Raw genomic sequence first — 24,825 nt, 5'->3', positions numbered from 1 at the left:
GTGAAGTACCACATAAGAATTTTCGTAAAAGATGACTACGTCGCCCGACGACTCGACGAAGTACTCCGGGATGAATACTCCCTGGAAGTAACCAGAACTTCAAAGATCGATACAAGAGACCAGAGCGAACCCTCATGCTTCATCATTGAGGCTTCTCATTATAATGACCTGGATCTTATAACGCGGGCAAAACTCCTGTGGCCCGACGTACCAATCATAGCCGCGGGATGTGCCGTCGAAGGTCACCATCTTTCTCCACCGGCAGATCTCGTGGTGGGAGCGATAAAAACAGGAGCCGTTGACTTTATAGACATCACCTCGCCCGATCTGAAAATAAAGGCCACTTTGTCGCAGGTAATTAAAACCCGGGAATTGAAAAACGAAATCGATTACCTTCGCCGTGAACAGGACATAATCTACGACTTCAACCATATCATCGCCCGATCTCCCTCCATGAAGACCGTTATCGAGACACTTAAAGAATTTGCGAAAACCGACGGAACCATTCTTATTACGGGCGAAACGGGAACCGGTAAGAGCTTTTTGTCCGGGGCGGTGCACTTCAACAGCGAAAGGCGTAACCGACCCTTCGTCAAAATAAATTGCGCAAACATCCCCGAACATCTTCTGGAAAGCGAACTCTTTGGACACGAAAAAGGGGCTTTCACCGGAGCAAATAAGACCCGGATCGGAAGAATTGAGCAAGCCCGCGGCGGAACCGTGTTTCTTGACGAAATAGCGGAAATGAGCCCCGCGCTTCAGGCCAAGCTCTTAAGATTTCTCGAAGAAAAGTCTTTCGAGCGCCTGGGTAGCAACAAAACCATTGAGGTTGATGTGCGAATTATTGCCGCGACGAACAGAAACCTTGAGCAAATGGTGGCCGAAAAAAGCTTCCGTGAAGATTTGTATTACCGGCTGAACATTTTGAGAATCCACATCCCGCCACTGCGGGAAAGGAAGGAGTGCATAGAACCGCTTGCAAAATTTATTCTGGCACAAAAGGCCCGGGCACTAAAAAAGAACGTCAAAGGGTTTTCCCGGGAAGTAATTGAAATGTTCAAAACCTACAGGTGGCCCGGCAACATAAGGCAACTGGCAAACATCATTGAAAGAGCCGTTATTCTCTGTAACGATACCATCATAACCGAAAAACATGTTTACCTCCCCGAGCTGGAGCTGATACCGGCCACTGCGGCAGAAGGATCCGTGGCTTCGACTTCTTCCGCTGCCGAAGAGGAAAAGCAAAGAATCATTGAGGCTCTTGAGAAATGCAACTGGATACAAAAAGAAGCGGCCCGAGTCCTGAACATCAGCCCTCGAATGCTTAATTACAAAATCAAGAAGTACGGCATTACCCATCCTCAATGGAGAGTTCATCGGAAGGGAAACAGGGTTCATCCCTGACACAAATAGAGGCATCACAACCCTTAATCTCAAGCTCACATACTTTACCCTCCGAAAGAGGGAAAACCCTCAGGAGATCCTCCACAACCAACTGGTGCACAAAGTCTTTAACGGCCTGCCGGAATCCAGGAGTCTTCAGGGAAAGATCGTACAGCCATGAGGCCAGATCACCGTCAACGGAAACTTCGTATTTAAGGACATCGCCGTTTTTCGGTCCGACCGTCTTAACAACGACATCACAAAGGCCAAAGGGAGTAAGAATGCGCTTTTCCAGTCTTTTTTCCGGTATTACCGTGAAGGAAAGATCTATGTAAGGCATCGTAAGCCTGAGAAATTTCATATCCCTACTCCGGTGTTTAAATATCACCCGCCGTTATTAACCGCCGATAAGGCAATTACCGTGCCACTGCTCCTTGCTTTAGCCTCTTAACGGTGGATAAGAACCTTTCCGTGTAATTACATTACCGGTTACAAATAGAATTACACAAACGTAATTATATTTCGCAACTTTTCCGGATGTGGCGGATAAAAAAGTTTGCCCCTTTCAGGCAATTCCGTTCTCAACCTGCGCAATTTCGATGCCTTCCCCATTTTAACCGAAGCATCTCCGGAGGTTCCTGGCGCTCAACGGCACTTCATGCCCTGTTTTCGGTCCACGGCACAATTTTTGTACACGGTTAAAGTGAACCCCTCATCCGATGAGGGCCGTCCGATAAGGGCAAACCACTTGAAAGAGTGGGGCGCAAAGCTTCTGGCCTAATCTCCGAAGCCAGGCGGAGAATGGTAGCAGGGCTGCCGGGCAGGCCCCGAAAATTGCGCCTCCACTCGGCCGTTCACGGAGGTGCAGAAATGAGATCAAAGAGTACCATCCTCTGTAGCTCTACGATAGGAGCTTTTCTTTTACTACTGCTCATTTCAAACTCTGCCTTTTGCGCTTCGATAACCGTTGCCTGGGATCAGGTAAACAATTCGGCCGTTACGGGCTATAAGGTCTACTACGGAACGGCCAGCCGTAATTACGATGCCGTGGAAGATGCAGGGAATTCAAATTCGGCGGTTCTGTCAAACCTGTCACAGGGCCAAACATACTATATTGCCGTAACTTCTTACGATTCTTACGGAAGGGAAAGCGAATATTCAGAAGAACTTGTGGTCAATATACCTTACGAAGACACCGATGGAGACGGTCTTTACGACAGCGAAGAGGCCACCTACGGTACTGACCCCACCTTGCCGGACACAGACGGCGACGGCGTTGGCGACGGTGACGAGGTGGCAAGGGGCACCGATCCATTGCTACCTGAAGCTCCCACGGCAGGAACCCAGGACACGGTTACGATTTCCGCAGGCAAAGCAAAGGTCGATCATAACGGAACCAACGTTTACCTGGATAGTGCCTTTGAGATGCCCGTGGTTCTCGCCGGACCTCCCACGTCTTCGGGAAAACAGCCCGGATCGGTAAGAATAAAAGACTTAGGGGCAAATCAGTTCAGCGCTATGTTTCAGGAATGGGCCTATCTTGACGGAAAGCACGCAAAAGAGACATTCGCTTATCTGGTAATCGACGAAGGGAGATACCATCTGGAAGACGGCAGCATCTGGGAAGTCGGGACCTTCGTAATCGGCGGAAACGGCAACTGGCAGTATATTCCTTTCAAGCAATCCTTTCCCGGTACTCCAAAGCTATTTCTTACGGTTCAGACAACCAACGACTTAACCCCACTGATCGTTCGAGCCCGGTATGTTGAGCCGGAGGGCTTTGAAGCCGCCCTGTTCCACGAAGAAGCCTTAACCGGTGAACACGAAGCAGAAGTCGTGGCCTATGTGGCCGTGTGGAATACGGCGGGATTCGGCACCATAGGCGGCATCCCTTATGCCGTAGGGTCTGCCGTCGTCGGTTCAGACTGGACTCAGGTAGGGGACTTCAGTCTGATGCTTCAGGAAGAAAAATCCGCCGACAGAGAAACCTACCATCTAGAAGAAATCGTGGACGTACTCGTCGTGGGAGAACAGGTCTTTGCACAGGATGTATCCTGGATTGATTACGATCCGGCAAGTTTTCGAATTATCTACTAGCAGCAGGTAGGAGGATCACATGAAAAGGCTAATGACGTTGATAATCCTGGGCTGCCTGTATCCCTTGGTAGCCTTTGGGGCAACATGGACGGTTCACCCTTCGGGAACCTCCGTAAACGGTGCCTACGACATTGCGGGCTTTTCGGCGATAGACTGGAGCAAGATACGCCCCGGCGATGTGGTGACCATAAGAGGCAGTGAGGGAATCTATCGAGAACCGTTAACCATTGCAGGACGGGGTACGGCTTCGGCTCCCATAACCGTGCGTGCTGCCGACGGTGAAGAACCAATAATCGAGAATGCGGTGGTCTTCTCGGGAGCCAGCTATGTGGTCTTCGAAGGGATAACGGTCAGAAAAAGCCCCTATTCAGGGGTTATCATCCGGGACGGCAGTCACCACATTACCGTAACCAACTGCACAATCCACGACAATCTTCTGGGCATATGGATAGGCGAAGGCGCCGGCGAAGCTCACCTGATCAGCACCAACAATGTTTACAACAACAAAACCCACGGAATTGCGGTGGATCTGGTGAACTGCTCACCCGGTAACGAAACCGTTATAACATCCAACGAGGTACACGGTAACGGACACCACGGCATAGAAATCAGGGGCAATTATTACATAATCGAGAAAAACATCGTTTATGAGAACGGCTTTAGCACTCCCGGAACAAGCGGAATTCATATCTATTCGGGAAGTGCCGGTGAGAACTCGGGAGATTATAACATAATTCGCTACAACATCTCCTACAGGAATAAAGAAACATCGGGACCCGACGGCAACGGCATACAGCTTGATCAATGGTGTGACTTCAACGAGGTTTACTACAACATATGCTACGAAAACGATGGTGCCGGTATCAGCGTTTTTGACAGCTCTGGAAGCAGGGTTTTCAACAATACGCTGGTAGGAAATATGCTTGATCCCGGAAAAAGTCATCCCTTCAAAGCCGAACTCTACCTTGCCGGCGACAGTTCGGTAAACCACACTCGAAACGTGGCGGTTTTAAACAACATACTGGTCGCAACCCGCTCTTCGGTAGCTCCCATTGCCGTTTACGACCCGGCAACCCGAAATGATCTGACCATCGGTCACAACCTGCTTCACAGCACCTCGGGAGACCTGCTTTATTTATGGGGAGGAACCTCGGGCAGGGATTTGGCAGTCTGGAATTCTCTGGCAGCAGGAGGTGGGGACGATTTCGCGGGCGATCCCGCCTTTGCGGGTATCGCCACAGGCGGGGTACCCTCTGAACCGGCAGATCTGACACCGTCGGCAGGATCACCCGCCGTGGACGCGGGCATTTCGATGGGACAGACAAGAGACATTCTGGGCAATTCCGTGCCTTCCGGAAAAGGGGTTGACATCGGTGCCGTCGAATCGACCGCTCTTGCGGAAAGCCCTCTTCCCCTGGAACCGCCGAAAAACCTGAGACTTGTCCGATAAGAAGGCGCTATAGCTTGCCCTGAAGCAACGGGAACGGTTATTATGAAACCGTTCCCGTATTTTTCGATAAACGAGGCCTGAAACATGAAGATAGCGCTTCTGGGCAGTCGGGGTATCCCGGCCAGCTATAGCGGCTTCGAAACCTTTTACGAAAACCTCGCCGTCAGATTAGTCCGGAAAGGACATGACGTAACCGTGTATAATCGAACCGGCTATGTAACTTACAGAAGAAGCTACTACAAGGGCGTCAGGCTTATCAGGTTTCCTTCTATAAAATCAAAACATCTGGACACAATCAGCCATACCTTCATTTCAACGCTTCACGCGCTGAAAGAGAAGTTCGACATCTACTATTTCTGCATCGCCGGAAACAGCCCCGTAGCACTTATGGCGAAAATCCTGGGAGGGGTCGTCGTACTCAACGTGGACGGTTCTGACGCAGACCGGGAAAAATGGGAAACCGGAGCAAAGGCTTACATTCGTTTCGCAGAACGTATATCCGGGAAGAGCGCCCATGCGGTAATAGCCGACTCCCATGCAGTAAAACGGCTTTACAGAGAGCATTACAAGACACCCACGGTTTACATCCCTTACGGTGCAAATCCATGGCACAGGGACAGAGAAAAGGGAAACACCGAAGTGCTCAAAAGGTTTGGGCTGGAGCACGACGGTTACATTCTTTTCGTAAGCCGAATGACGCCGGAAAATAAGGCCGATCTGCTCGTAAAAGCCTTCAAAAAAGCCCGTACAAATCTCAAGCTGGTGCTGGTCGGTGATGCCCCTTATGCCGATGATTACAGAAGGTACCTTGACGACCTGTGCGCAAAGGATCCCAGAATAGTCCGCACCGGCTATCTCTGGAAGGACGACTACAGGCAGATCAGCTCTCACTGCCGCTTTTTCGTGCTTCCCTCCACCATTAACGGAACTCGACCGGTGTTACTGGATCAAATGGCCTTTGCCAACTGCGTGGTCGTTGCCAACAATCCGGCTCAACAGGAGGTGGTCCGGGATTGCGGCGTGTATTTTGACAAGGATCTTGCCGAAGATTCACTGGCGGAAAAGATCGAACTTTTGACTCACGACAGCAATCTGGTAATGGCCTGTCGTGATAAGGCTTTCAGAAGAGCCAGCCGGGTTTACTCATGGGATCGAATTACAAAAACTTACGAGGCTCTCTTCAGAAAACTCACCAGGTCTCACCGTTAATGACTCTCTCATAAAGCCTTATGTATTCAGAGGCCATGCGGCGCACGTCAAATCTTTCTTCTGCAATTTCACGACAGCGATAAGGCGAAATACCCTGTACTTTCTTCATTGCCCGTATTAACTGCGAAAAAGATTCACATAAAAAGCCGTTTTCTCCGTCCACTATCTGCTCGGATATACCCCCGCGGTTCAGGGCAATAACGGGAGTCCCACAGGCAAGAGACTCTATTATAACCAGTGGAAGAACATCAAACCAGCGCGGAGTCTGTACCAGTGCTTTAGCGTTAGCCAAATATTGCTGAGTAGAAGGCAGCTCGCCGATGTAAGACACCCCGGGGATCGCGAAGACCAGAGGTCGTATCATTAATCGGTAATACTTCGAATCCTCAACGTTTCCGGCGAGCATCAAAGCCTGACCTGCAAGGAAAGCCGCAAGAACGGCAATGTGCTGCCCTTTGTAACGGGCAATTTTTGCTATGTGGATCATGGGCATGGTTTTGCGGGGCTGAAACCTGTAGCGTTCGAGATCGACACCGTAGTGGACGTAGGGAACAGAGTCACCGAAAAGAAATGCGTGAGCTCTGCTAGCCGCAACCAAATTGGGTCTTTTGTATCCGGGGTGAGGGGGCACACAACTGGAAATCACAAAGGGGAAATCACGGGGGTGTCTCAAGACAAACAGGTTTTCGAAAGACCAGTCGTGGATGACATCAACGGGCTTATGAGAAAGGTATTCTCTCATCGCCCTGTAGAGAGGTTCTTCGGACAAGCCCCTGGAAGTCCTGGTTATCCCCGACGGTGCCCGTTCCGGCTCATACCCCTGTATCTCAACGGTTTCTCCCGAGCAATGGCTTCCCGGCGTTGCAAACAGGACGACCTCATGCCCTTGCCTTATGAGCTCTTCCGTCAGCTCGTAAACCACCCTCTCTATTCCCCCGTATCCCACAGGAGGAGTCGTTTTATAGGGGATGGATACCATGGCAATCTTCATGTTTTTTACGCTCCCAGCACTTTTCGAAATGCCCTGACCACGTCTTCCACTTCCTCATCGGTAAGACAACCCGAAAGGGGCAGAGATATCGTACGATCTCCGATCCACTCAGCCGCAGGAAAATCGCCGGGCTTAACATTCAGAGCCTTTCGGTAGTAGGGATGATAATGGATGGGCAGGTAGTGAACGCCGACGCCTATATTTTCCCGGGTCATGGCGTCCAGAACCCAGTCTCTGGACTTTCCAAGGCGGTCAACATCTATCAGCGGGGTGTAAAGGTGATAAGCATGGACGGTATCGGGCTCCGGGTCGGGTGGAAGAAAGACGGGAAGATCTTTAAAGGCTTCGTTGTAAAATTTCCATATTTCTTCACGGCGTTTTCTGAACTGCTCAAGCTTTTTTAATTGATGCAGGCCGATAGCCGCCTGCATGTCCGTCATGTTGTACTTGAACCCGGCATGTATCACTTCGTAGTGTCGGTAACCGGTGTCCGAAAACCGTCGCCATGCGTCCTTGCTCATTCCGTGCAGGGCAAGCATCTTTATCCGTTCGGCGACCCGATCGTCATCGGTTATGACCATCCCTCCTTCGCCGGTCGTAATGTTTTTCGTCACATAAAAACTGAAGCACCCAATGGTTCCAAAGCATCCCGCCTGACGGCCGTGGTATTCCGTTTCGATAGCATGAGCACAATCTTCTATCACATGCAGATCATAACTGTGGGCAAGTTCCATAATGGCATCCATTTCACAGGGACGACCTGCAAAATGGACTATCAGAAGGGCCTTTGTCCTGGCCGATATCTTCTTTTCAATCTCCTCGGGATCTATGTTCATCGTGTCTTTTTTACAATCGGCCAGTACCGGTACTCCACCAGCATGAATGATGGCATTAACGGTGGCGCAAAAGGTCATGGGAGTGGTGATAACCTCATCTCCGGGCCTTATCCCCAGGGCAAGTATTGCCAGATGAAGCGCCGCCGTGCAGGAATTAACAGCGATAGCGTGCTTACGCCCTTTGAGCAAACGGAATTCTTCCTCAAACATCCCAACCTTGGGGCCCGTACCAATCCATCTTTTTTTCATCGAATCAACAACTTCGCTTATTTCTTCTTCCCCAAGGCAGGGCGCTCCAAAGACGAGAAAATTCTCCTTCCGCCTGACCGGCTTATCCGAAGGGCTCGATCTTTTCGCCATAACCACCGCCTTTTTTCTCGTGCAATAAGGTTAACTCAACCTCCAAAACAGGTGGAACGTTACTGCAAAAATTTATACACTTCTTTGACCGATTATGCCATAGCTTCGAACCCGATTGACACAGAGGGAGTATGTACCTAGGATGTCCAACAATTTTTGAAAATAAAAGGAGGAGTTGATTGTGGGATACACGATTTCTATTGGTGGTAAAGGCGGCACGGGCAAAACCACGGTGGCCGGTCTTGTAGTAAGGTATCTTCTGGCACGGGACATGAAGCCGATTCTCGTGGTCGATGCCGACCCGAACACCAACCTGAACGATGTTCTGGGAGTGCAAATCAAAACAACCCTTTCGGATGCAAGGGAACGGATGAAAAAAGATGTACCCACCGGGATGACCAAGGACATCTTCATGCAGATACAGATGGAAGAAGCTCTTGTGGAAGCCGAAGGTTTTGATCTGATAGCGATGGGTCGGCCGGAAGGGCCGGGATGCTACTGTGCTGCCAACAGCATCCTTTCGGAGCTTCTGGACAAGCTCATGAACCACTACCCTTATCTCGTGATCGACAACGAAGCGGGCATGGAGCATTTCAGCCGCCTTACTCAGAAAGATATCGATCTGCTTCTTCTCGTTTCCGATCCCAGCAAACGCGGTCTGACCGCAGCGTGCAGAATTGCAGAAATGGTAAAAGATTTGCCCATTCGAGTTGGCGAACAATATCTCATCGTAAATCAGGTCCGTACAGCACCTTCTGACTGGCCTGATGATGTGAAGAAAATCTTTGGCGGCAATATCGTGACCTTCCCGGCAGATCCTCTGATTACGGAATACGACCTTCAGGGCAAGCCCACCTTTGAACTGCCCGACGATGCACCTATTGTAAAGGCCAGCGCGGCTTTTCTGGATGAGGTTTTTTCTCAAAAACAGGCCAGATTATCTTCGGGAGTGAGGACATGATCGGCATAAAGAGAGCCCTTATAAGCGTGACGGACAAGCGCGGCCTTCCCGAATTCGGCCGTTTTCTGCAAAACAGAGGGGTTCACATTCTGTCGACCGGCGGGACGGCCCGTTTACTGAGAGACAACGGTGTGGAAATCACCGACGTGTCGGACTACACGGGTTTCCCGGAAATTCTCGACGGAAGGGTGAAAACACTTCACCCCCGGATTCACGGGGGTATTCTGGCCGTCAGGTCTAAAAAGGAACACCTTGAAACCCTTGAACATTTGAATATTGAGCCCATAGACATGGTTGTCGTAAACCTCTACGCCTTTGAAAAAACCGTGGCAACCCCGGGATGCACGCTGGAAGATGCCGTGGAAAACATCGACATAGGAGGGCCGACACTCATAAGAGCGGCGGCCAAAAACTTCAGACACGTCGTCGTCGTATGCGACCCTGACGACTACCCAACAATAATGGACGAAATGACCAGACTGGACGGAAGAATTTCAACGGCTCTGAGTTTTGCCCTCGCAAAAAAGGCCTTTTGCCTGACTCACCGGTACGATGGAGCAATATGTCAGTATCTAGAAAATCAAACACTTTCGGCAGAATAGACAGGGAGAAGACGGGAATATGAAGGTTCTTGTAGTTGGAAGCGGAGGACGGGATCACGCAATTGCCTGGAAGTTTTCTCAAAGCCCCAGGGTCAAGAAGGTTTACGTGGCCCACGGAAATGCGGGAATTTCACGAATAGCGGAATGTGTAGATGCCCGAACCATAGAAGAGATGGCAGACTTTGCCGAAAAGGAAAAGGTCGATTTAACCTTTGTCGGCCCCGAAAATCCTCTGTCATCCGGGATAGTGGACCTTTTTACGAGCAGAGGCCTTCCCATTGTGGGTCCGGATCAGAGAACCAGCCGTCTGGAGTCCAGTAAATGTGACACAAAGGTTTTGCTCAGGGATCTCGGAATCCCCGTAGCGGATTTTGCCATCTTTGACGATCCCGATAAAGCCAGGGATTATGTGAGGTCCGTCGGATATCCCGTTGTGGTTAAAGCCGACGGCCTTGCTGCCGGCAAGGGTTCTCTCGTGTGCGACACCGTTGAAGACGCCGAGGAAGCCATCCATCTGCTTATGGAAAAGAGAATCTTCGGGGATGCCGGAAAAAGGGTGGACATAGAGAAGCGACTCTACGGTAGAGAGCTTTCCTTTTTCTGTTTTACCGACGGTTACACCGTTCTGCCGATGGTGGCGGCACAGGATTATAAGCGGGCCAGAGACAACGACGAAGGGAAAAACACGGGAGGTATGGGCTCTTACAGTCCTCATCCCTGGCTGACCGATGAGCTTTCCGAAAAAATTATGGCCCGCGTTGCACGGCCCCTTATCGAAGGAATACGGGAAAAATACGAAATGCTCTACAAGGGAGTACTTTATCTGGGGCTCATGCTGGTTGAAGAGGAAGGAGACATAACTCCCTATGTGCTGGAAATCAACATTAGACTGGGCGATCCGGAGGCTCAGGTCATCCTGCCGAGATTGAAAACCGATCTGGTGGACATAAGCGAAGCCATCATTGAGGGCAGGCTCAGAGACATATCCCTGGAATGGGATCCCGCGTATCGGCTCTGCCTTATTGCCGTAAGTGGCAGATGCAAGGGGAAAAAGGGCTGGTACAAGGGTTATCCGGACAGGTATCGTATTGGCGTGCCCATTTACGGGCTGGAAAAGGTGGACCCGTCGTGCCTGGTATTTCATTCGGGAACCGGCTTTGACTCGGACGGCAGACTCATTACAACGGGTGGGCGTGTTTTCGGCATCGTAAGTCGTGGAGAAACCCTTCAAGAGGCGCGCGAAATTGCCTACAGGGAAATGAAGAAGGTGTCCTTTGAGGGCATGTACTACCGCAGTGATATAGGTCTGCAGTGATAAGGAGGTCTCCTTTATGGAACCCAGAGTCGCCGTGGTCATGGGAAGTAAGTCCGATCTGGAGGTTATGCAGGAGGCGATAGAGGTCCTGAAGGAATTCGGCGTGCCCCACGAAGTGCGAATACTTTCCGCCCATCGCGTTCCCGACGACGTGGCCGATTTTTCCGAGAAAGCTGCGTCCAGAGGTATCCGTGTGGTAATCGCCGGAGCCGGTTGGGCTGCTCACCTTGCAGGATCAATTGCCGCCAGAACCGTGCTTCCGGTCATAGGTGTTCCCGTAGATTCGTCTCCGCTTAAGGGATGGGATGCCCTGCTCTCTACGGTTCAAATGCCTCCCGGAATTCCCGTTGCAACGGTTTCGGTGGGAAAAGGCGGAGCCAGAAATGCCGCATATCTGGCGATTGAGATTCTTGCTCTGACCGACGAAAATCTTCAAAGAAAATTAACGGCCTTCAGAGAAGAGATCAGGGAAAAAGTGAGAAGGGCAGACAGAGAGCTTCAGAAGAATCATGAAGCAGGCTAAACCCTTTTTCAGGCGCTACTGGCGGGTTGATCTCCCGTACGAACAGCACGTAGTTCGCTATGGAGAGGAGTGGAAAAAGCTCGTAGAGGCCGGGGCTGTTTTTGTGTATCCCACCGAAACGGTATACGGCATTGGCTGTAATCCCTTTAACGAGGAAAGTGTCCGGAGAATTTTCAGAGTCAAAGGAAGGCCCGAGTCCAGACCGCTTCTTCTCGTTGCCGAAAACATTTCGTCGGCCCGGCGGGCTTTTCGCAAATGGCCTGAGTGTGCAGAAGCCATAGCAAGCAAATTCTGGCCCGGGGCAGTAACGGTAATCCTGCCTGCGGCCGCCTCAATCCCCGATGTGGTTCATGCCGGAACCGGAAATGTGGCGGTGCGGGTGTCACCTCACCCAATTGCACGTTTTCTCGCTTCGGCGGCAAAAGGTCTTTTCGTATCCACCAGTGCGAACCTGTCGGACAGACCGCCGATCGGATCCCCATCGGAACTCAGTGAATCCATGATCGAAGTTATCGATGCCGTAATTGACGCAGGGCCTCTGGACAACTCCCTGACATCAACCATAATCGACTGTTCTGAGGGATTTCCAAGATTAATTCGAAAAGGAGCCGTTCCGTTCTCCGAAATACTTCGCTCTACGGGTACTGAGTTATGATCTACCTGGTAATTTCCGTGGTCACGATTTACGTTTTTACGGCACTCCTTATAAACAGGAGTTTCAGACGCAAATTCAAAAGCCGAACCGACAGGGTTATTGCCCTAACCGGGGGTGGCACGGCAGGTCACGTTTATCCTCTGATAGCCCTCTACGAAGAATTTAAAGGGAGAAACAGGGACGTAAGGTTTATTTACATAGGGACGAAGGAAAGGGCAGACAGTCAGATCGTGCCCCGTGAGAACATTCCGTTTTTTGCCGTATTGTCCGCGGCCTATCCCGGGATAAGGAATCCGATCAAGCTGACGAAGTTTTCGATTCTGACACTTGCGGGCACCCTGCAGGCTTTGCAAATCCTGATCCGCTGTAAGCCCTTCTGCATCATTTCCACCGGAGGATACGCAAGTGCTCCGGCTTTGCTTGCCGGGATCGTTCTCAGAAAACTTTTTCGTGTTCCCGTAAAGCTCTACCTTCACGAACAGAACACCATTCCAGGTCAGGCCAACCATGCTCTCGGGAGATGGGTTGATGTCGTTTTCGTGAGCTTTCCTCAGACCCTGCGCTTTTTTCCCAAAAAGGGCGTGTATTCCGGCTATCCCGTCAGAAAAAGCATATTTTCCGAAAGGGCTACCTCTTTAGATTTAACCATCCCCAAGGGAAGAATGGTCATTTTTGTTTTCGGCGGTTCTCTGGGAGCCCGCACGATAAATCGAGCGCTGGTGGATGCCCTCCCCTATCTCTTCCCTTACAGGAACCGGATTTTCGTCATCCACGGGTTGGGACTTTCGAAAACGGACGTTTACGATGCCGAAAGAGATACCCTTGAGCGTATTTCAAGACTGCCGGCGGAAATCCGGAACGAACTCCCTTCTTTTTATCACGCTCGAAGGTACTTCCACTCCATAGGAGAAATTTACCGCAGGGCAGATTTGATCGTATCGAGAAGTGGCGCCGGTACGATAAACGAGATAGCCTCGCTGGGAAAGCCGGCTCTCCTGATACCCAAAGGCGGCCTGCCGGGAGATCATCAGGTAATGAACGCCCGGGCAATGAAATACGCCGGAGCAGCCGAAGTACTTTACGAAGACGTGAAGCGTGATCAACAGGGAAACCACGTTGAGTTCGTTGACCCCCAAGAGCTGGCCCAGACGATATTGAGGCTTATTCACGACAAAGCCCAGCTGACAACCATGGGAACGGCCGCCAAAAACTTCTTCCGCCATAAAGCAAGCCAGTTAATGGCCGATTACATAGAGGGAAACTTCACAGAAAGCGGTATCAGGATAGAAGCCCTTTTGCCGGCACGGGATTTAGTTCCCGTTCCCATTGGATCGGTTATCGGAAGACTTGCCGGTGAGTACTCAAAAAATCCCGCCAATTACAACCTCACCGACGTTCTGGACGAGGACGAGATCAGGTACTATCGTTACGCCGCTTCGCGGTTGCTCTATCACCCGAAATGGCCCATGAGAAACATTGGAGTCAAGGCTGTGGGTTATCTGTTGCAGAGAGACAAAATCCCGGAACTGGTGAGAATGATATGCGACAGGACAAGGGTGAGCAGATGGTTGAGGCTTCTCGGTGGAGATTTTGTAGAAGTTGGTTTTATACGACGGAATGCAATTCGTTCCATCATCGTAATGGACGTGTTCGACAGGGACGTTGAAATCGCTTTGAAAACCGCTCTGAAAGATCCTTATTACGAGGTTCGTGCCGAGGCCTGCAGAGCCGTTCAACACTTCGCCAACCATCTGGCCGGAAGAGATGAATGGCTCAGACTGATTCTCGAACTCTTCTGTGATCCCTGTTTTGAAGTCGTTGTGGAAGCCGAGAAAGCATTGGGCCGTATCGGGATAGACGGCCGTGCTCTGGATCCCTTGCTTCGTATGGGCACTCACCCTCTCTGGCAGGTACGACACGCGGCTCTCGAAGGCATCCTTTATTTGCTGGAACGCCGTGTAATCTGTCCGTCACCGGAACTACTGGAAGGCCTCAGAAACTTTATACTCACATCTACGGACTTCATACCCCTGTTTACCATAAAAGAAACGTACCGTAAGATTGAACGGCTCTGTGAACGGCGAACGGGCTCTGACCAGTCGGATCCGCTGCGATCACAGGCTTCTACCGCGGGGGGAAAGGAATAATGTTCTACCTGCTCGGACAATTCCTCTGCGAATCTTCGGATTTCTTTTCTTTTTGCCGTCTCGTAAACTACATAACCTTCAGGGCCATTATGGCGGCCCTTTCGGCAACGCTTTTCGTTCTGCTCTGCAGTCGGCCTTTCATAATGATGCTTCACAGATACCGTTTAAGGGATCAGAAGCGAGACATGGGGCTTAAAAGTGCCGTTGACAAGTCAGGCACGCCAACAATGGGAGGACTTCTGATACTGGGAGGGGTTTATTTTTCGCTGTTTCTGTGGAGCAACTGGCGAAATCCCTTTATGTGGTGCGTTGTTACGGCGGCAACCTGGTTCGGAGTTCTGGGACTGCTGGACGACCTGAAAAAAATAAGAAAGCGAAGCGGAGACAGAGGGCTATCGGAGAAGACCAAGCTTCTATGGCAATCGCTTTTTGCCGTCGGTTTTGCTTACGTTGTAACCGGCCCCTTCAGCCCCATGCCAAAACCGCTGGCCCTGGCGCTCTACGTGCCCTTTCTGAAAAATCCCCTGTGTTACCTTCCCGTCCTTCTTTACACCCTTTTCATCTTCTTATTCGTCATCTTCGTCACAAATTCCGTAAACCTGACGGACGGACTGGACGGACTGGCCATAACCTCTTCTCTCTTTGTGCTGGGAGTGCTCGCCGTTTTTGCCTACGTGCTGGGAAACAGCATATATTCAAGCTACCTCCAGTTTCCTTACATCCCCGGCACGGGAGAGTTGACGATTGTGGCGGCCGCCTTTGCGGGAGCCGGTCTGGGGTTTTTGTGGTTTAATGCCTACCCTGCACAAATCTTCATGGGAGATACGGGCTCTCTTGCCATCGGAGGGGTCATCGCCACCATGAGCATCCTTCTCAAACAGGAGTTTTTGTTTCCCATAGTTGGAGGCCTTTTCGTGGCGGAAGCCCTTACAAGCCAGATTCAGGATAAAGTCGGGGTAAAGCTCGTGGGAAGGCGCATCTTTTACAGAGCGCCTTTGCATCATTCCTTACAGTACCGGGGAATTGCGGAGCCTAAAGTCGTTGTGAGGCTTTCAATAATCTCCGGGATACTGGCCCTCATAGCTCTGTCAACCCTAAAGGTTCGATGATGATTGCGGAAAAATTGAAGACCCTGACGAAAACCGTAGAGAGGCTTCCCGGCTTAAAAATCTCCGTGCTGGAAGACGAAGACATCATAAAGGTGGCCCTGGATTTCGGCATTTCGCCATCGGAGGTATCCGCCCTGGCTCTGGATCATCACATCGTGCCTCACAGGTACATTAAGAACCTGAACACCCTCACGCCAAAACAGCAGGCCATGATCTGCCGATCCAGATTGCTCGTTTGCGGCTGCGGGGGGCTGGGAGGTGTGATAATTCACCTTGCCGCACGCATCGGTTTTGGCTTCATAAGGTGTATCGATCCTGACAACTTTTCTCCTTCCAATGCCAATCGCCAGTGGTTCTGTTATTCTTCAACGGAAGGGTCGGAAAAAGCAAAGGCCGTGCAAAAAATCACTAAAGACGTTAACCCTCTGGTAACCCTCGATGCCCTTGTCGAAACGGTAAAGAAATCACACCTTGAAGGAGTTGACATAGTAATCGACGCTCTGGATAACGTGCCCGACAGGCTTATACTGGACGATTGGTGCCGCCAGCTCAAAATTCCGTTGATTCACGGAGCCGTTCGTGGATGGTGGGGACAGGTTTTAACGGTAACCTCCGACAGCACGGTGCGGTTGAGGGCTCTATACGAAAACTCGACGGCAGAAACCGACACCACCGCAGAAGAGAGCCTGGGGGTTCTCGCATCGACGGTTTCGACGATCGCTTCCCTTCAGGTTGCCGAAGCCGTGAAACTGGCCACAGGTCAGGTACCGGCTTTCGCGGAAAGACTCCTTTACGTGGACCTCGAAGCCGGAGAATTTCACAAAATTCCCCTTCACCAGTTCACAACGCCGTGGGCCAGATAACGGCCGGGCCTATCAATAATCTTCGTCAACCTGAGGCCTGCGGCACCGAAAAGTTTCTCCATTGTAATATCATCGGGCAGTCTGTGAGACATTACCTCAGGATGCCTGGCGTGGTGCTCTGCAAGCTCTTCACGGCTCAGAAGGTGGGCTATCACGAGTTCTCCCTTCACCACCCCATCACACTTCAGCACACGGGCCATTTCTCGCAACGCTCCTCCGGGATCACAGAAATGCGGAAAAGCGGCAAAACAGATAACACGATCAAAAACTTTTGACTTAAAAGGCAGGTTGTGGACATCGGCAACCAGAAGAACATCACAGATGTGCGCCCGCTTCTTGTAGGCTTCTCTCACCATGGGTTCTGAGAGATCGATTGCGCAAACACGGCCATTCGTCCCGGTAGCCCGTCTTAATAAGGGAATAAGTATGCCCGTTCCCGTTCCGACGTCCAGAATACTTTCACCCTCTTTTACGCCAAACTCCGGGAAAAAAGCTTCAAGCCGTGAAACAACCTCCGGAGGATAGCAAAGCCTTTCCCATTCTGCCGCCCGCCGATCGAAGAAATCGGTCGTTGAACTCCTGGACATCCTCTCGTCTTTCAAAAGGCGCATTTTATCCCGCCCATAACCGAAGTTCCCGGCATAGGATATCCCGGAAGATACTCGTAATCCGTGTCGGTTATGTTTTCCAGCGCCAGATAAACGACCGTCTCAGAGGGTAAAAACTCAAAGGGCAATTTATAAGAGACTTTCCCGTTAAGGACAAAGTAATCGTCAACCTTCACGGTGTTTTCTGCTCCCCTGCGACGAGCCTGCTCCCGCACGTACATATCTCCCACGTATTCCGCATCGAGGTACAGGGATAGATGATCGGTAATTTTCCAGTTCAGGCCCGTGGAAACCGTATAATCCGGAACATAGGGCAGATCCGAAGGGTGGGCGTCCATGGCCGTAATTCCCAGAAACAGTGCGAGGTTTTTGTGCAGCGAAAAGGTCAGGGATGCCTCTATGCCCCGAGTCCTGAAATCCTCCACATTGTCGTAGGCTGGAGGAAAGGGCGGTGGAGGAACCACCACATATCGGTTTGATCCATCGTCGTAAAAAAGTGTAAGCTCCGCTATCAGAAAATCACCCACTAACTGATGAATTCCGGCTTCGAAATGATCGACCACTTCAGCCGAAAGTTCTTTCCACGAATCGGATAACGCAGGAATAACCTTTTCGGAGAAAACTATCGTATCAAGCCCCGGGTAGTTAACTCCTCTTGCATATCCGACATGCAGGCGAGTGTCCCTGTAGGTGAGCTGAAGCCCTGCGTGAGGCGCCCATTCTGAGGGGAAATCGGAATGGGAATAATAACGAACCCCGAATGAAGGGACTATGTGAAGGTCTTCCACCGGGGTCAGATCGTAGCTTATCGCGGCGTAGGGCGATGCGAGATACAAGGCGGCACCTTCCCACCTGTCTTTGCTACCGTCTGAAAACTCCTTATCGTAATGCCCTTCGGCTCTTTCCCAATCAAAGCCGGTAACCAGGTGAAGTCGGTCCGAGAAGGCAAATTCCTCCCGCATTTTCAGACCGTAAAAAAGGAATTCGTTGTAAAGATCTTCTTTAATTCCCTGCTCATCGGTCGGCTGATCCAACCAGTTGCCGTCTCCCTCACTGCGATAGATCTTTAGAAAACCCGAAGCATTTTCAAGGTGATTTTCAAGGGTCAGCTCGTTCAGGAAAAGAGACGTTTCGTATCTGCCGAGGCGCGAGGACGGATCACCTTCTACTCCGGGGTCATCTGCGTAGTTGTCATTCCACAGCGTCCTGAAATAGATCCTCCAGCCCGGAACCACATTCCAACCGACATGACCGTATAGATTCTTCATTTCGCCGTTGGCGTTGTCTCTATGACCGTCAGAGGACCTGAATGCTCCGGCAACGTAGTAATCAAAGTATCCTTTGCGGCCTCCCTGAGCTCCCTTTGCAACCACCGTGTCGTAACTACCGTATGCTGTCTCCAGACTTCCTGAGAAACCTTCTTCCGGTTGTTCCTTTGGAACGAGATTTATCGCCGCAAAGGCATTCCCGAATGCATGAGGCTGGGGACTTTTATAGACTTCTATGGATTTTGCCGGATCCACCGGGAGAAGATCCATAAGAGGATGGTTCCAGATACTCATGTAAACGGGAACGCCGTCGAAGAAGGTTTTTATCTCGGCACCGGGTCTGCTGGACCCCATACCACGAACGAAGACCGCTCCACCGGTAGCACCTCCAAAGGACCCAACCACGTTATACCGAGAAATGGTGACTCCGGGTACACGACGCAAAGCCGAAGGAAGGTCCTGGGCGTTAAGTTCAAAGACCTGATTCTCCGTAACAACCGTTTTCTGTCCGCCGTACTTATCGAGCACATTTCCCTCAATGATGGGAGATCCCGTAACGACCAACGCTTCGAGTGAGGCTTCCTGTTCTTCATCGCCGGCCAGACCGAGGGTCGTGGACATCAAAAAGGCCATAAGCGCCAGTAATAAGATTCTTCGCATAGCCTTCTCCTCACATAATTCAGATCCCTCTAGAACTTCACTTCAAGCCCGACGAAAAAGGTTCGTTCCGGAGCCGGAAAATCCAGCTCCTCTTCGTATTCTTCGTCCAGGAGATTTTCCACTCCCGCACTGATGTACCCCTGGAAGGGACCGTAAGTCAGAGGATAACGAACGAGCAAATCAACGACGGCAAAGGAATCCATACTTCGGAGGGTTACCGGCGTGCCCAGAGGAGTTCCGTCAGGGGAACCACCGTTCAGGTAGGGTACCTGCCGATCATCCACCCACCTGAGGGTTACCTTGGCCAGCAAACCGTTCTCTCTTTCATAAGAAAGCCCGATGTTGAACTTCCACTCCGGAATTTCGGATAGCTTGTCAGTAAGGGCATTTGAAGCATCCAGCACATCGCCTTTTTTCTCGGTATCCTGCCAGGTTACGTTGAAAAAGCCCGAAAAGCCACCTCCCAGTCTAATCCTTCCGTCCATCTCCACGCCATGAATATTCACGCGATCCACGTTGTAGACCACACGACTGGGGGAATAACCGAAGATCCAGCGAATGTAATCGTCGATTCTGTAGTCAAACCAGGTAAAGCCAAGAGACACCCCCTCAAGAGGGGTTATTCGGGTGCCGACCTCATACTGGACGGCGTCCTCGTAGGTAAGAGGTTTCCTCTGAATGTTCACAGAAGGATCAACTTCAGGCCTGTATCCACCGTAATACCAGTAAAAGGCCGGATTGTCGGGAAACCTCGTAGCCCGCCCTGCATGACCAAAAATAGTCAACCACCTGCGGGGAGTGACGGTCACGCCGAACTTGGGTAAAAGTGTGGATTCATCGAATTCTGCCGTCGTCGTTTCAAAGCCCGCAGGCCGTCCGTTCTGATAACCCGTGACCACATCAACACTGCGGTTGCCGTAATAGTCTTCGTATCTTAGGCCTCCGTACAGCGTGAGCCACTCCGTTACCTTCCAGGTATCGTCCACATAAAGGCCGTGGTATCTAGTAGCATCAAGCTCATTGCTTCCGTCCGTGGGGTTTCGTGTGAAATAGTTTGCCCTGATAAAAGTGTTATTCGTGCCTTCATATCCCTGATAGTTGGCATCGGCACCAAAGGTAACATGATGGTCGGCAAGATACCTCCCAAGCCTGATAACCCAGCCCCAGCTCCTGTCGGGGACACAGTCCCTCACCAGAACCTTTTCACCGGTATTGTAGGAATAAAAAACATCTTTCCGTTCTTCGTAATTCCGGTACACCTTTAATTCACTCTGAAATCCCAGAAGCTCCTTTCTAAAGCTCAAGTCCATCTCCGTTCGCTTCTTCTCGTAATAACTCCCGTCACCGAAGGTATCACCGGAAGGAAACTGTATGCCCGGCCCGGCGAGATAACTCCCGGCATTTTCGGGATAGTCAGGATCGTAGCCGGGAGCGCCCTCCACGTTCTCCACAGGCATGTTGAAATCGCCCTCGGTGTAACGGATACCAAACCGTATTTCACCGTCACCGCCGAAGAAGTAGTAAAAGTTGCCGGAAAAGTTCGCCCTTTCGACCTCACTGTTCCTGAGGTTGCCGTCGGTGGAGGCGTACCCCGCTAGCACCCTTGCTCCAAAGTTTTGCGAGCGTGCAGAACCGCTCAAAAAGGACGAAAAAGTATCATACCTCTTGTAACCGGTTTCAAAAAGAACTTCGGGTTTTTCCGACGGTCTCGCCGGCACGAGGTTTATCACTCCACCCAGAGTGTTCCCGTACCTGGCACTGAAGGCGCCCTTGCCCACATCCACCCTTTCGAAGTCTTCTACGGCAAGCATACTCCAGTCAACAAAGTAGCCGCCCATCACGCCGGTTCCGTTCAGAGGCCGACCGTCGAGAAGTATGAGAGAACGCCTTTCGTCAAGGCCGCGAAGCCTAACCTGACTACTCTTGGGGGTTAGAACTCCTCGACCTTGAACATCCACTCCCGGAACCTGATCGATCACGTCGGGAATTCTCGAAACAATGGCACTCCGCTCGCTTTTTACATCAACCTGTTCCACATTTTGTTCGGCGGAAACGCTTTTCTTTTCCTCAACCGTAAGAGGTTCAAGGGTCACGAGAGGCGTCTCATCAGTCCTTTCGGCCATCAGCGGAAGACAGGACACAAAAAGCAGGCCCAGAGCAATCAAACCCGGAAAAATCACAACGCGCATCATAACCATTCCCCCCCTGCTCATCCCAATAGACCTTACGGCCAACACCACCAGGGACCCCAGTATCGATAACACCACCAGGGATCACTGCACCATGACGGACACACATAGGTAGGGGCCTCTTTCTCCGGAGGCCAGAGATGGATTTCTTCAACGTCTATCACAGGGTACCTGTATTCTCTCTCGCCCACCATTTTCCGTTCTTCACCGGAAACCACACCGCCGACGGTAACCTGCCTTCCCCGTGCGTAAATCGCCGGATCAAGAAACCGTTGCGAACGGGCAATGAAGCGTCCTTCCGACCTGTCGGCGTTCTCGGGGCGCGACCCGGGTTTTGCAGGGACCTGAAGAATTTCGCAAACCGTTCCGTCGGAAACGACCCGGCATTCCAGTATGATTCCCGAAAGTATCACGGTCTTACCCCTGTACATACCCGGATTTCTCAGCAATTCCCGAAAAGATACGGGCTCGCTTCTTTCAACAAGCCCGGGAGTGAGCACGTAAGAAGCACAGCCCACAATCACGGTAAAACCGGCCAACGCTAATAATTTGATAAGGTTTCTCATAATTACCCCTTCAATCCCGAGTTTGATCCCAAAAGGGGGGATTTGCCCCCAGGGCTCCGTAATCTTCGGCCATCTGGTCGTAAAGGGAAGCCCCTACGAAGAAGGTGTATATTTCGTCGGCTTTACTTTTGAGGTCCACGTCCTCAAAGCGGTCGGGAAAAAGAATTTTCCCAACGGCGTAAGCGTCTATAAGAGCAGTCTCTACGTTGGTCGTGTAGAAATTAAAGGGGAAAAGGGTATAAATCCTGCGGTCTTTATAGGCTTTGAGGGCTTCGTAGAATTCCCTGTGCTTCCTGAAATCCTCAAGCACGAGCGAAAGCCCTCCACCGTCTATAAAGATCACGTCAGGGTCGATCGAAAGGAGCGCTTCCTTATCGACGAAAAGATGAGTACCCACCCGGGATTGAACCTTTTCGGCACAGTTGCGAATCCCCGTCCAGACGAAGGGAATGTAGTTGAGTTCCGTGCTTTCTATACCGTGAGCACCCCTGTGCCCTACCCCACCGACATAGACGCAGAGATTATTTCCCCGTGGGTTCGAAGCGGTCCTCGATTCAAGGTCCTTCTTCAGAGCCGCCACATATTCAACGATCTGCCTTGCTCTCCCTTCCTTACCCAGAATCTTTCCTGCCAGCAGTATCGAATCGAGAACCTCCCTTTCAAAAGTCGCGAAGGCTCCATAACTGAGTACTACAACGGGAATCCCCGAAAGCCTCTGCACATGCTCGGCCAGCTTACCATCCATGTAAGTCACGAAAATCACGTCGGGCTTTACCCTCAGAATAGGTTCCAGATCGGGCTTGGTATTTATGCTCTGCGGTCCTCCGGGTCCTATTACCGGAAGGCGGCCGAGCTCGGGATGAGCCATCCAGTAAGGCCGTCCCCTGGGCGATCGTTTTTCCATTTCTTCAACACCGACGACCATATCCTGGGCATTGAGATAAACTATGAGCCTCAGCGCTCCCGGGCCGATACAAACTATTCGCCCTGGCTTTTCGGGTATCTTCACGCGGCGAGAAGCCATATCTTCGAATACTTCCGAAGCAGCAGCTAAACCCCGGGTAACCGCGGCACACAAAAGGACCATTGCTATAAGGGAACGACGCATAAAGGAAGCCCTTCCATCGTTCTGATGATGTTAACCTTAACTCCGTAAACCGACTCGATTACCTCTTCCGAAAGCTCTCCGGGTTCAACCACGGCGTGTATCCGACCGTTTTTAAGGAAGAGTATTTTGCAGCAAAAACGGACGGCAAGGTTCACGTCGTGAATGGCCACAACGGTTGCCAACCCCCTGTTCTCCGTAACTTCACGAAGAAGCCTCATGACATCGATCTGATTCTTCAGATCGAGATGACTTGTGGGTTCGTCACAGAGGAGCACCCCGGGCAACGTAGCGAGGGCCCTGGCAAGAGTGACCTTCTGGGCCTCGCCACCACTTAAACTCCGCACAGGTCGGGTAGCCAGATCGGATAGATTCAGGGCACGCAGAACATCCTCCACGATACTCATGTCCTCCAGAGTGGGCTTCCTGGACCCGTGAGGCAACCTTCCGAGCAGGACTGCATCGAAAACCGTGAGATCCATGTCGGGGGATTTTTGAGGAATCCAGGCCATTTTGCGAGCTATTTCAACGGAACCCAGATCCTTTACATTCCGCCCTTCCAGGAAAACCACCCCTTTTCGCGGTTTGAGAAGATTGTGTATGCACTTGAGAAGGGTGGATTTTCCGGCACCGTTTACCCCGCACACAGCAACCATATCACCCGGATCGACGCAAAAAGACACCGATTCCAGAATCGGATGGCTGTTGTACGAAAAGGCAAGGTCCTTCACCTTCAGAATCACCTTTTCCCCCTAACAAGAAGGTAGATAAACAAAGGAGCCCCCAGAAAAGATGTGGTTATGCCCACCGGAAAAGAACCCGAACCTATGACAAGCCGGCTGAAGGTATCCGCCCCGAGCAGGAGCAATCCCCCCACTACTGCCGAAAGGGGAATAATGTGACGATGGTCGCTTCCGCAAATCCGTCGTGCAATATGAGGAGAAACGAGACCGACGAAGGCAATAACGCCGTGAAAAGCCGTGGCAAGAGCGGTAACCAGAGAGGCTGCAACAATCCCCTGCCACCTCAGAGAATTTACATTCACACCAAGGGACTTTGCGGTATCGTCCCCTGCTTCAAAGGCATTGAGTTTCCAGGCATGGCTATAAATAAAGCCAAAAGCAACGGACGTAGCCAGACAGACCCAGAATATTTCACCCCACCCGGAACGCCCCACATCCCCGAAGCTCCATGCCACGGCCCTCGCAAGCTGAGTTTCATCGGTTATGTACTGCAAAAGCACGGTACCGGCACCGTACAGAGAGGAAAGTGCAATACCCGAAAGAATTATCGCCTCCGGCGTAAGCCCCCGTATCCGGCCCAGAAGAAGGATTATTGCCATCGCACTAAGGGCCCCCGTAAAAGCGGAAAGCCCGACAGAAAACACCGAGCCCTTCGCAACTATTATTGAAAAATAGGCTCCGAAGGCGGCTCCCTGACTGATTCCAAGAGTCGAAGGAGAAGCCAGCGGGTTTCTAAGAAGAGTCTGAACACAGGCCCCCGAAAGGGCAAGCCCGGTTCCAACACCAATTGCCGCCACGATCCTTGGAAGCCTTACATTCCAGAGAACGACTCGTTCACTCCCACCCACCGACCCCGTTAAAACGCCGATTATTCTTTTAAGGGATATCTCGTAATTACCCTTGCAAAGTGCCAGAAGGGCAAGAAAGAAAACCAGAAGCAGAAGGCAGAAAAACAGAACACGCTTTCTCTGCCGACTTTCAACATAAAGCTCAACGGGGCTTTTCCTTATGTACTCCATAGGACCTTCCGACCCTGCAAAAACAAAAAGGTCACGAACCCCCGGCGATTCTCCGCCTTTTCGAGGTCTTCGTGACCTTTTTCCTGATTCCGGACTATTGTCAGATAAAAGCCTTCCTGGCTCCTATTGTGTCCTGAAACCTATATCAGATAATTTCAATTAATGC

Annotated in this window: 22 protein-coding genes and 1 riboswitch; of the genes, 12 read left to right on the top strand and 10 right to left on the bottom strand. The window is 51.2% G+C overall.

What is annotated here, in order from left to right; translation table 11 throughout:
- Complete coding sequence (locus BM091_RS10285; protein ID WP_093395550.1) at nucleotides 1–1,404, top strand: sigma-54 interaction domain-containing protein; 1,404 nt, start codon at nucleotides 1–3, stop codon at nucleotides 1,402–1,404.
- Here BM091_RS10285 and BM091_RS10280 read toward each other — a convergent pair.
- On the bottom strand, nucleotides 1,352–1,744 hold the full coding sequence (locus tag BM091_RS10280) for a hypothetical protein (RefSeq protein ID WP_093395549.1): 393 nt from the start codon (nucleotides 1,742–1,744) through the stop codon (nucleotides 1,352–1,354). The two genes, BM091_RS10285 and BM091_RS10280, sit on opposite strands and share 53 nt — an antisense overlap.
- A gap of 367 nt (nucleotides 1,745–2,111) precedes the next feature.
- Nucleotides 2,112–2,204: riboswitch (cyclic di-GMP riboswitch) on the top strand.
- Between the two features lie 49 nt (nucleotides 2,205–2,253).
- On the opposite strand from BM091_RS10280, the gene BM091_RS10275 reads away from it, so the two are divergent.
- The 3 genes from BM091_RS10275 to BM091_RS10265 all read left to right on the top strand — a co-directional run bounded on the left by BM091_RS10275 (nucleotide 2,254) and on the right by BM091_RS10265 (nucleotide 6,139).
- Nucleotides 2,254–3,480, top strand: a complete 1,227-nt coding sequence (locus BM091_RS10275) for a fibronectin type III domain-containing protein (protein WP_093395547.1) — start codon at nucleotides 2,254–2,256, stop codon at nucleotides 3,478–3,480.
- 19 nt (nucleotides 3,481–3,499) lie between these two features.
- Nucleotides 3,500–4,930 carry a right-handed parallel beta-helix repeat-containing protein gene (locus BM091_RS10270; protein WP_093395546.1) on the top strand — a complete coding sequence of 477 codons (1,431 nt, stop codon included), beginning with the start codon at nucleotides 3,500–3,502 and terminating at the stop codon, nucleotides 4,928–4,930.
- Nucleotides 4,931–5,014: 84 nt separating this feature from the next.
- Nucleotides 5,015–6,139 carry a glycosyltransferase gene (locus BM091_RS10265; protein ID WP_093395544.1) on the top strand — a complete coding sequence of 375 codons (1,125 nt, stop codon included), beginning with the start codon at nucleotides 5,015–5,017 and terminating at the stop codon, nucleotides 6,137–6,139.
- Here BM091_RS10265 and BM091_RS10260 read toward each other — a convergent pair.
- Both BM091_RS10260 and BM091_RS10255 read right to left on the bottom strand, forming a co-directional pair.
- Nucleotides 6,120–7,130 (bottom strand): glycosyltransferase, encoded by a 1,011-nt coding sequence (locus BM091_RS10260; RefSeq protein ID WP_093395543.1) that lies wholly within the window; start codon nucleotides 7,128–7,130, stop codon nucleotides 6,120–6,122. The two genes, BM091_RS10265 and BM091_RS10260, sit on opposite strands and share 20 nt — an antisense overlap.
- Nucleotides 7,131–7,135: 5 nt before the next feature.
- Nucleotides 7,136–8,326, bottom strand: coding sequence for a DegT/DnrJ/EryC1/StrS family aminotransferase (locus BM091_RS10255; RefSeq protein ID WP_093395541.1), 1,191 nt, complete (start codon nucleotides 8,324–8,326; stop codon nucleotides 7,136–7,138).
- A 181-nt stretch (nucleotides 8,327–8,507) separates the two neighbouring features.
- Here BM091_RS10255 and BM091_RS10250 point away from each other — a divergent pair, with 181 nt between their 5' ends.
- The 8 genes from BM091_RS10250 to BM091_RS10215 are packed head-to-tail and all read left to right on the top strand — an operon-like array spanning nucleotide 8,508 to nucleotide 16,501.
- Nucleotides 8,508–9,287 carry an ATP-binding protein gene (locus BM091_RS10250; protein ID WP_093395540.1) on the top strand — a complete coding sequence of 260 codons (780 nt, stop codon included), beginning with the start codon at nucleotides 8,508–8,510 and terminating at the stop codon, nucleotides 9,285–9,287.
- A complete protein-coding gene (locus BM091_RS10245) occupies nucleotides 9,284–9,889 on the top strand; it encodes an IMP cyclohydrolase (RefSeq protein ID WP_093395538.1) in 606 nt (201 codons plus the stop codon). Before BM091_RS10250 ends, BM091_RS10245 begins: the two co-directional genes overlap by 4 nt.
- Nucleotides 9,890–9,908: 19 nt before the next feature.
- On the top strand, nucleotides 9,909–11,204 hold the full coding sequence (gene purD / locus BM091_RS10240) for a phosphoribosylamine--glycine ligase (RefSeq protein WP_093395537.1): 1,296 nt from the start codon (nucleotides 9,909–9,911) through the stop codon (nucleotides 11,202–11,204).
- A gap of 16 nt (nucleotides 11,205–11,220) precedes the next feature.
- A complete protein-coding gene (gene purE / locus BM091_RS10235) occupies nucleotides 11,221–11,727 on the top strand; it encodes a 5-(carboxyamino)imidazole ribonucleotide mutase (protein WP_093395536.1) in 507 nt (168 codons plus the stop codon).
- Nucleotides 11,714–12,382 carry an L-threonylcarbamoyladenylate synthase gene (locus BM091_RS10230; protein WP_093395534.1) on the top strand — a complete coding sequence of 223 codons (669 nt, stop codon included), beginning with the start codon at nucleotides 11,714–11,716 and terminating at the stop codon, nucleotides 12,380–12,382. Before purE ends, BM091_RS10230 begins: the two co-directional genes overlap by 14 nt.
- Nucleotides 12,379–14,529, top strand: coding sequence for a glycosyltransferase (locus tag BM091_RS10225; protein WP_093395533.1), 2,151 nt, complete (start codon nucleotides 12,379–12,381; stop codon nucleotides 14,527–14,529). Before BM091_RS10230 ends, BM091_RS10225 begins: the two co-directional genes overlap by 4 nt.
- Nucleotides 14,529–15,638 (top strand): phospho-N-acetylmuramoyl-pentapeptide-transferase, encoded by a 1,110-nt coding sequence (mraY, locus tag BM091_RS10220; protein WP_093395531.1) that lies wholly within the window; start codon nucleotides 14,529–14,531, stop codon nucleotides 15,636–15,638. The genes BM091_RS10225 and mraY overlap by 1 nt, the downstream gene beginning before the upstream one ends.
- Nucleotides 15,635–16,501, top strand: a complete 867-nt coding sequence (locus BM091_RS10215) for a HesA/MoeB/ThiF family protein (RefSeq protein WP_093395530.1) — start codon at nucleotides 15,635–15,637, stop codon at nucleotides 16,499–16,501. Before mraY ends, BM091_RS10215 begins: the two co-directional genes overlap by 4 nt.
- Here BM091_RS10215 and BM091_RS10210 read toward each other — a convergent pair.
- The 7 genes from BM091_RS10210 to BM091_RS10180 are packed head-to-tail and all read right to left on the bottom strand — an operon-like array spanning nucleotide 16,471 to nucleotide 24,659.
- Nucleotides 16,471–17,112 (bottom strand): class I SAM-dependent methyltransferase, encoded by a 642-nt coding sequence (locus BM091_RS10210; RefSeq protein WP_093395528.1) that lies wholly within the window; start codon nucleotides 17,110–17,112, stop codon nucleotides 16,471–16,473. The two genes, BM091_RS10215 and BM091_RS10210, sit on opposite strands and share 31 nt — an antisense overlap.
- On the bottom strand, nucleotides 17,100–19,037 hold the full coding sequence (locus tag BM091_RS10205; RefSeq protein WP_093395527.1) for a TonB-dependent receptor: 1,938 nt from the start codon (nucleotides 19,035–19,037) through the stop codon (nucleotides 17,100–17,102). Before BM091_RS10205 ends, BM091_RS10210 begins: the two co-directional genes overlap by 13 nt.
- Before the next feature lie 29 nt (nucleotides 19,038–19,066).
- Nucleotides 19,067–21,229, bottom strand: coding sequence for a TonB-dependent receptor (locus BM091_RS10200; RefSeq protein WP_177193606.1), 2,163 nt, complete (start codon nucleotides 21,227–21,229; stop codon nucleotides 19,067–19,069).
- A gap of 32 nt (nucleotides 21,230–21,261) precedes the next feature.
- Nucleotides 21,262–21,792, bottom strand: a complete 531-nt coding sequence (locus tag BM091_RS10195; protein WP_093395524.1) for a Slp family lipoprotein — start codon at nucleotides 21,790–21,792, stop codon at nucleotides 21,262–21,264.
- Between the two features lie 10 nt (nucleotides 21,793–21,802).
- On the bottom strand, nucleotides 21,803–22,900 hold the full coding sequence (locus tag BM091_RS10190) for an iron ABC transporter substrate-binding protein (protein WP_093395522.1): 1,098 nt from the start codon (nucleotides 22,898–22,900) through the stop codon (nucleotides 21,803–21,805).
- Entirely contained in the window at nucleotides 22,882–23,640 is a 759-nt protein-coding gene (locus BM091_RS10185) for an ABC transporter ATP-binding protein (RefSeq protein ID WP_093395521.1), read from the bottom strand. The genes BM091_RS10190 and BM091_RS10185 overlap by 19 nt, the downstream gene beginning before the upstream one ends.
- Nucleotides 23,637–24,659, bottom strand: a complete 1,023-nt coding sequence (locus BM091_RS10180) for a FecCD family ABC transporter permease (protein WP_093395519.1) — start codon at nucleotides 24,657–24,659, stop codon at nucleotides 23,637–23,639. The genes BM091_RS10185 and BM091_RS10180 overlap by 4 nt, the downstream gene beginning before the upstream one ends.
- Nucleotides 24,660–24,825 lie beyond the last annotated feature (166 nt).

The sequence above is a fragment of the Thermodesulforhabdus norvegica genome (genome assembly GCF_900114975.1).
Lineage (GTDB): Bacteria > Desulfobacterota > Syntrophobacteria > Syntrophobacterales > Thermodesulforhabdaceae > Thermodesulforhabdus > Thermodesulforhabdus norvegica.
This window is presented reverse-complemented; position numbering and strand designations above follow the sequence as displayed.

Bases quoted from the DNA above. Each gene is read 5' to 3' on its own strand.
- BM091_RS10280 (WP_093395549.1), bottom strand. From the start codon at position 1,744: ATGAAATTTCTCAGGCTTACGATGCCTTACATAGATCTTTCCTTCACG.
- BM091_RS10275 (WP_093395547.1), top strand. From the start codon at position 2,254: ATGAGATCAAAGAGTACCATCCTCTGTAGCTCTACGATAGGAGCTTTT.
- BM091_RS10270 (WP_093395546.1), top strand. From the start codon at position 3,500: ATGAAAAGGCTAATGACGTTGATAATCCTGGGCTGCCTGTATCCCTTG.
- BM091_RS10265 (WP_093395544.1), top strand. From the start codon at position 5,015: ATGAAGATAGCGCTTCTGGGCAGTCGGGGTATCCCGGCCAGCTATAGC.
- BM091_RS10260 (WP_093395543.1), bottom strand. From the start codon at position 7,130: ATGAAGATTGCCATGGTATCCATCCCCTATAAAACGACTCCTCCTGTG.
- BM091_RS10255 (WP_093395541.1), bottom strand. From the start codon at position 8,326: ATGGCGAAAAGATCGAGCCCTTCGGATAAGCCGGTCAGGCGGAAGGAG.
- BM091_RS10245 (WP_093395538.1), top strand. From the start codon at position 9,284: ATGATCGGCATAAAGAGAGCCCTTATAAGCGTGACGGACAAGCGCGGC.
- purD (WP_093395537.1), top strand. From the start codon at position 9,909: ATGAAGGTTCTTGTAGTTGGAAGCGGAGGACGGGATCACGCAATTGCC.
- purE (WP_093395536.1), top strand. From the start codon at position 11,221: ATGGAACCCAGAGTCGCCGTGGTCATGGGAAGTAAGTCCGATCTGGAG.
- BM091_RS10230 (WP_093395534.1), top strand. From the start codon at position 11,714: ATGAAGCAGGCTAAACCCTTTTTCAGGCGCTACTGGCGGGTTGATCTC.
- BM091_RS10225 (WP_093395533.1), top strand. From the start codon at position 12,379: ATGATCTACCTGGTAATTTCCGTGGTCACGATTTACGTTTTTACGGCA.
- mraY (WP_093395531.1), top strand. From the start codon at position 14,529: ATGTTCTACCTGCTCGGACAATTCCTCTGCGAATCTTCGGATTTCTTT.
- BM091_RS10215 (WP_093395530.1), top strand. From the start codon at position 15,635: ATGATGATTGCGGAAAAATTGAAGACCCTGACGAAAACCGTAGAGAGG.
- BM091_RS10210 (WP_093395528.1), bottom strand. From the start codon at position 17,112: ATGCGCCTTTTGAAAGACGAGAGGATGTCCAGGAGTTCAACGACCGAT.
- BM091_RS10205 (WP_093395527.1), bottom strand. From the start codon at position 19,037: ATGCGAAGAATCTTATTACTGGCGCTTATGGCCTTTTTGATGTCCACG.
- BM091_RS10200 (WP_177193606.1), bottom strand. From the start codon at position 21,229: ATGATGCGCGTTGTGATTTTTCCGGGTTTGATTGCTCTGGGCCTGCTT.
- BM091_RS10195 (WP_093395524.1), bottom strand. From the start codon at position 21,792: ATGAGAAACCTTATCAAATTATTAGCGTTGGCCGGTTTTACCGTGATT.
- BM091_RS10190 (WP_093395522.1), bottom strand. From the start codon at position 22,900: ATGCGTCGTTCCCTTATAGCAATGGTCCTTTTGTGTGCCGCGGTTACC.
- BM091_RS10180 (WP_093395519.1), bottom strand. From the start codon at position 24,659: ATGGAGTACATAAGGAAAAGCCCCGTTGAGCTTTATGTTGAAAGTCGG.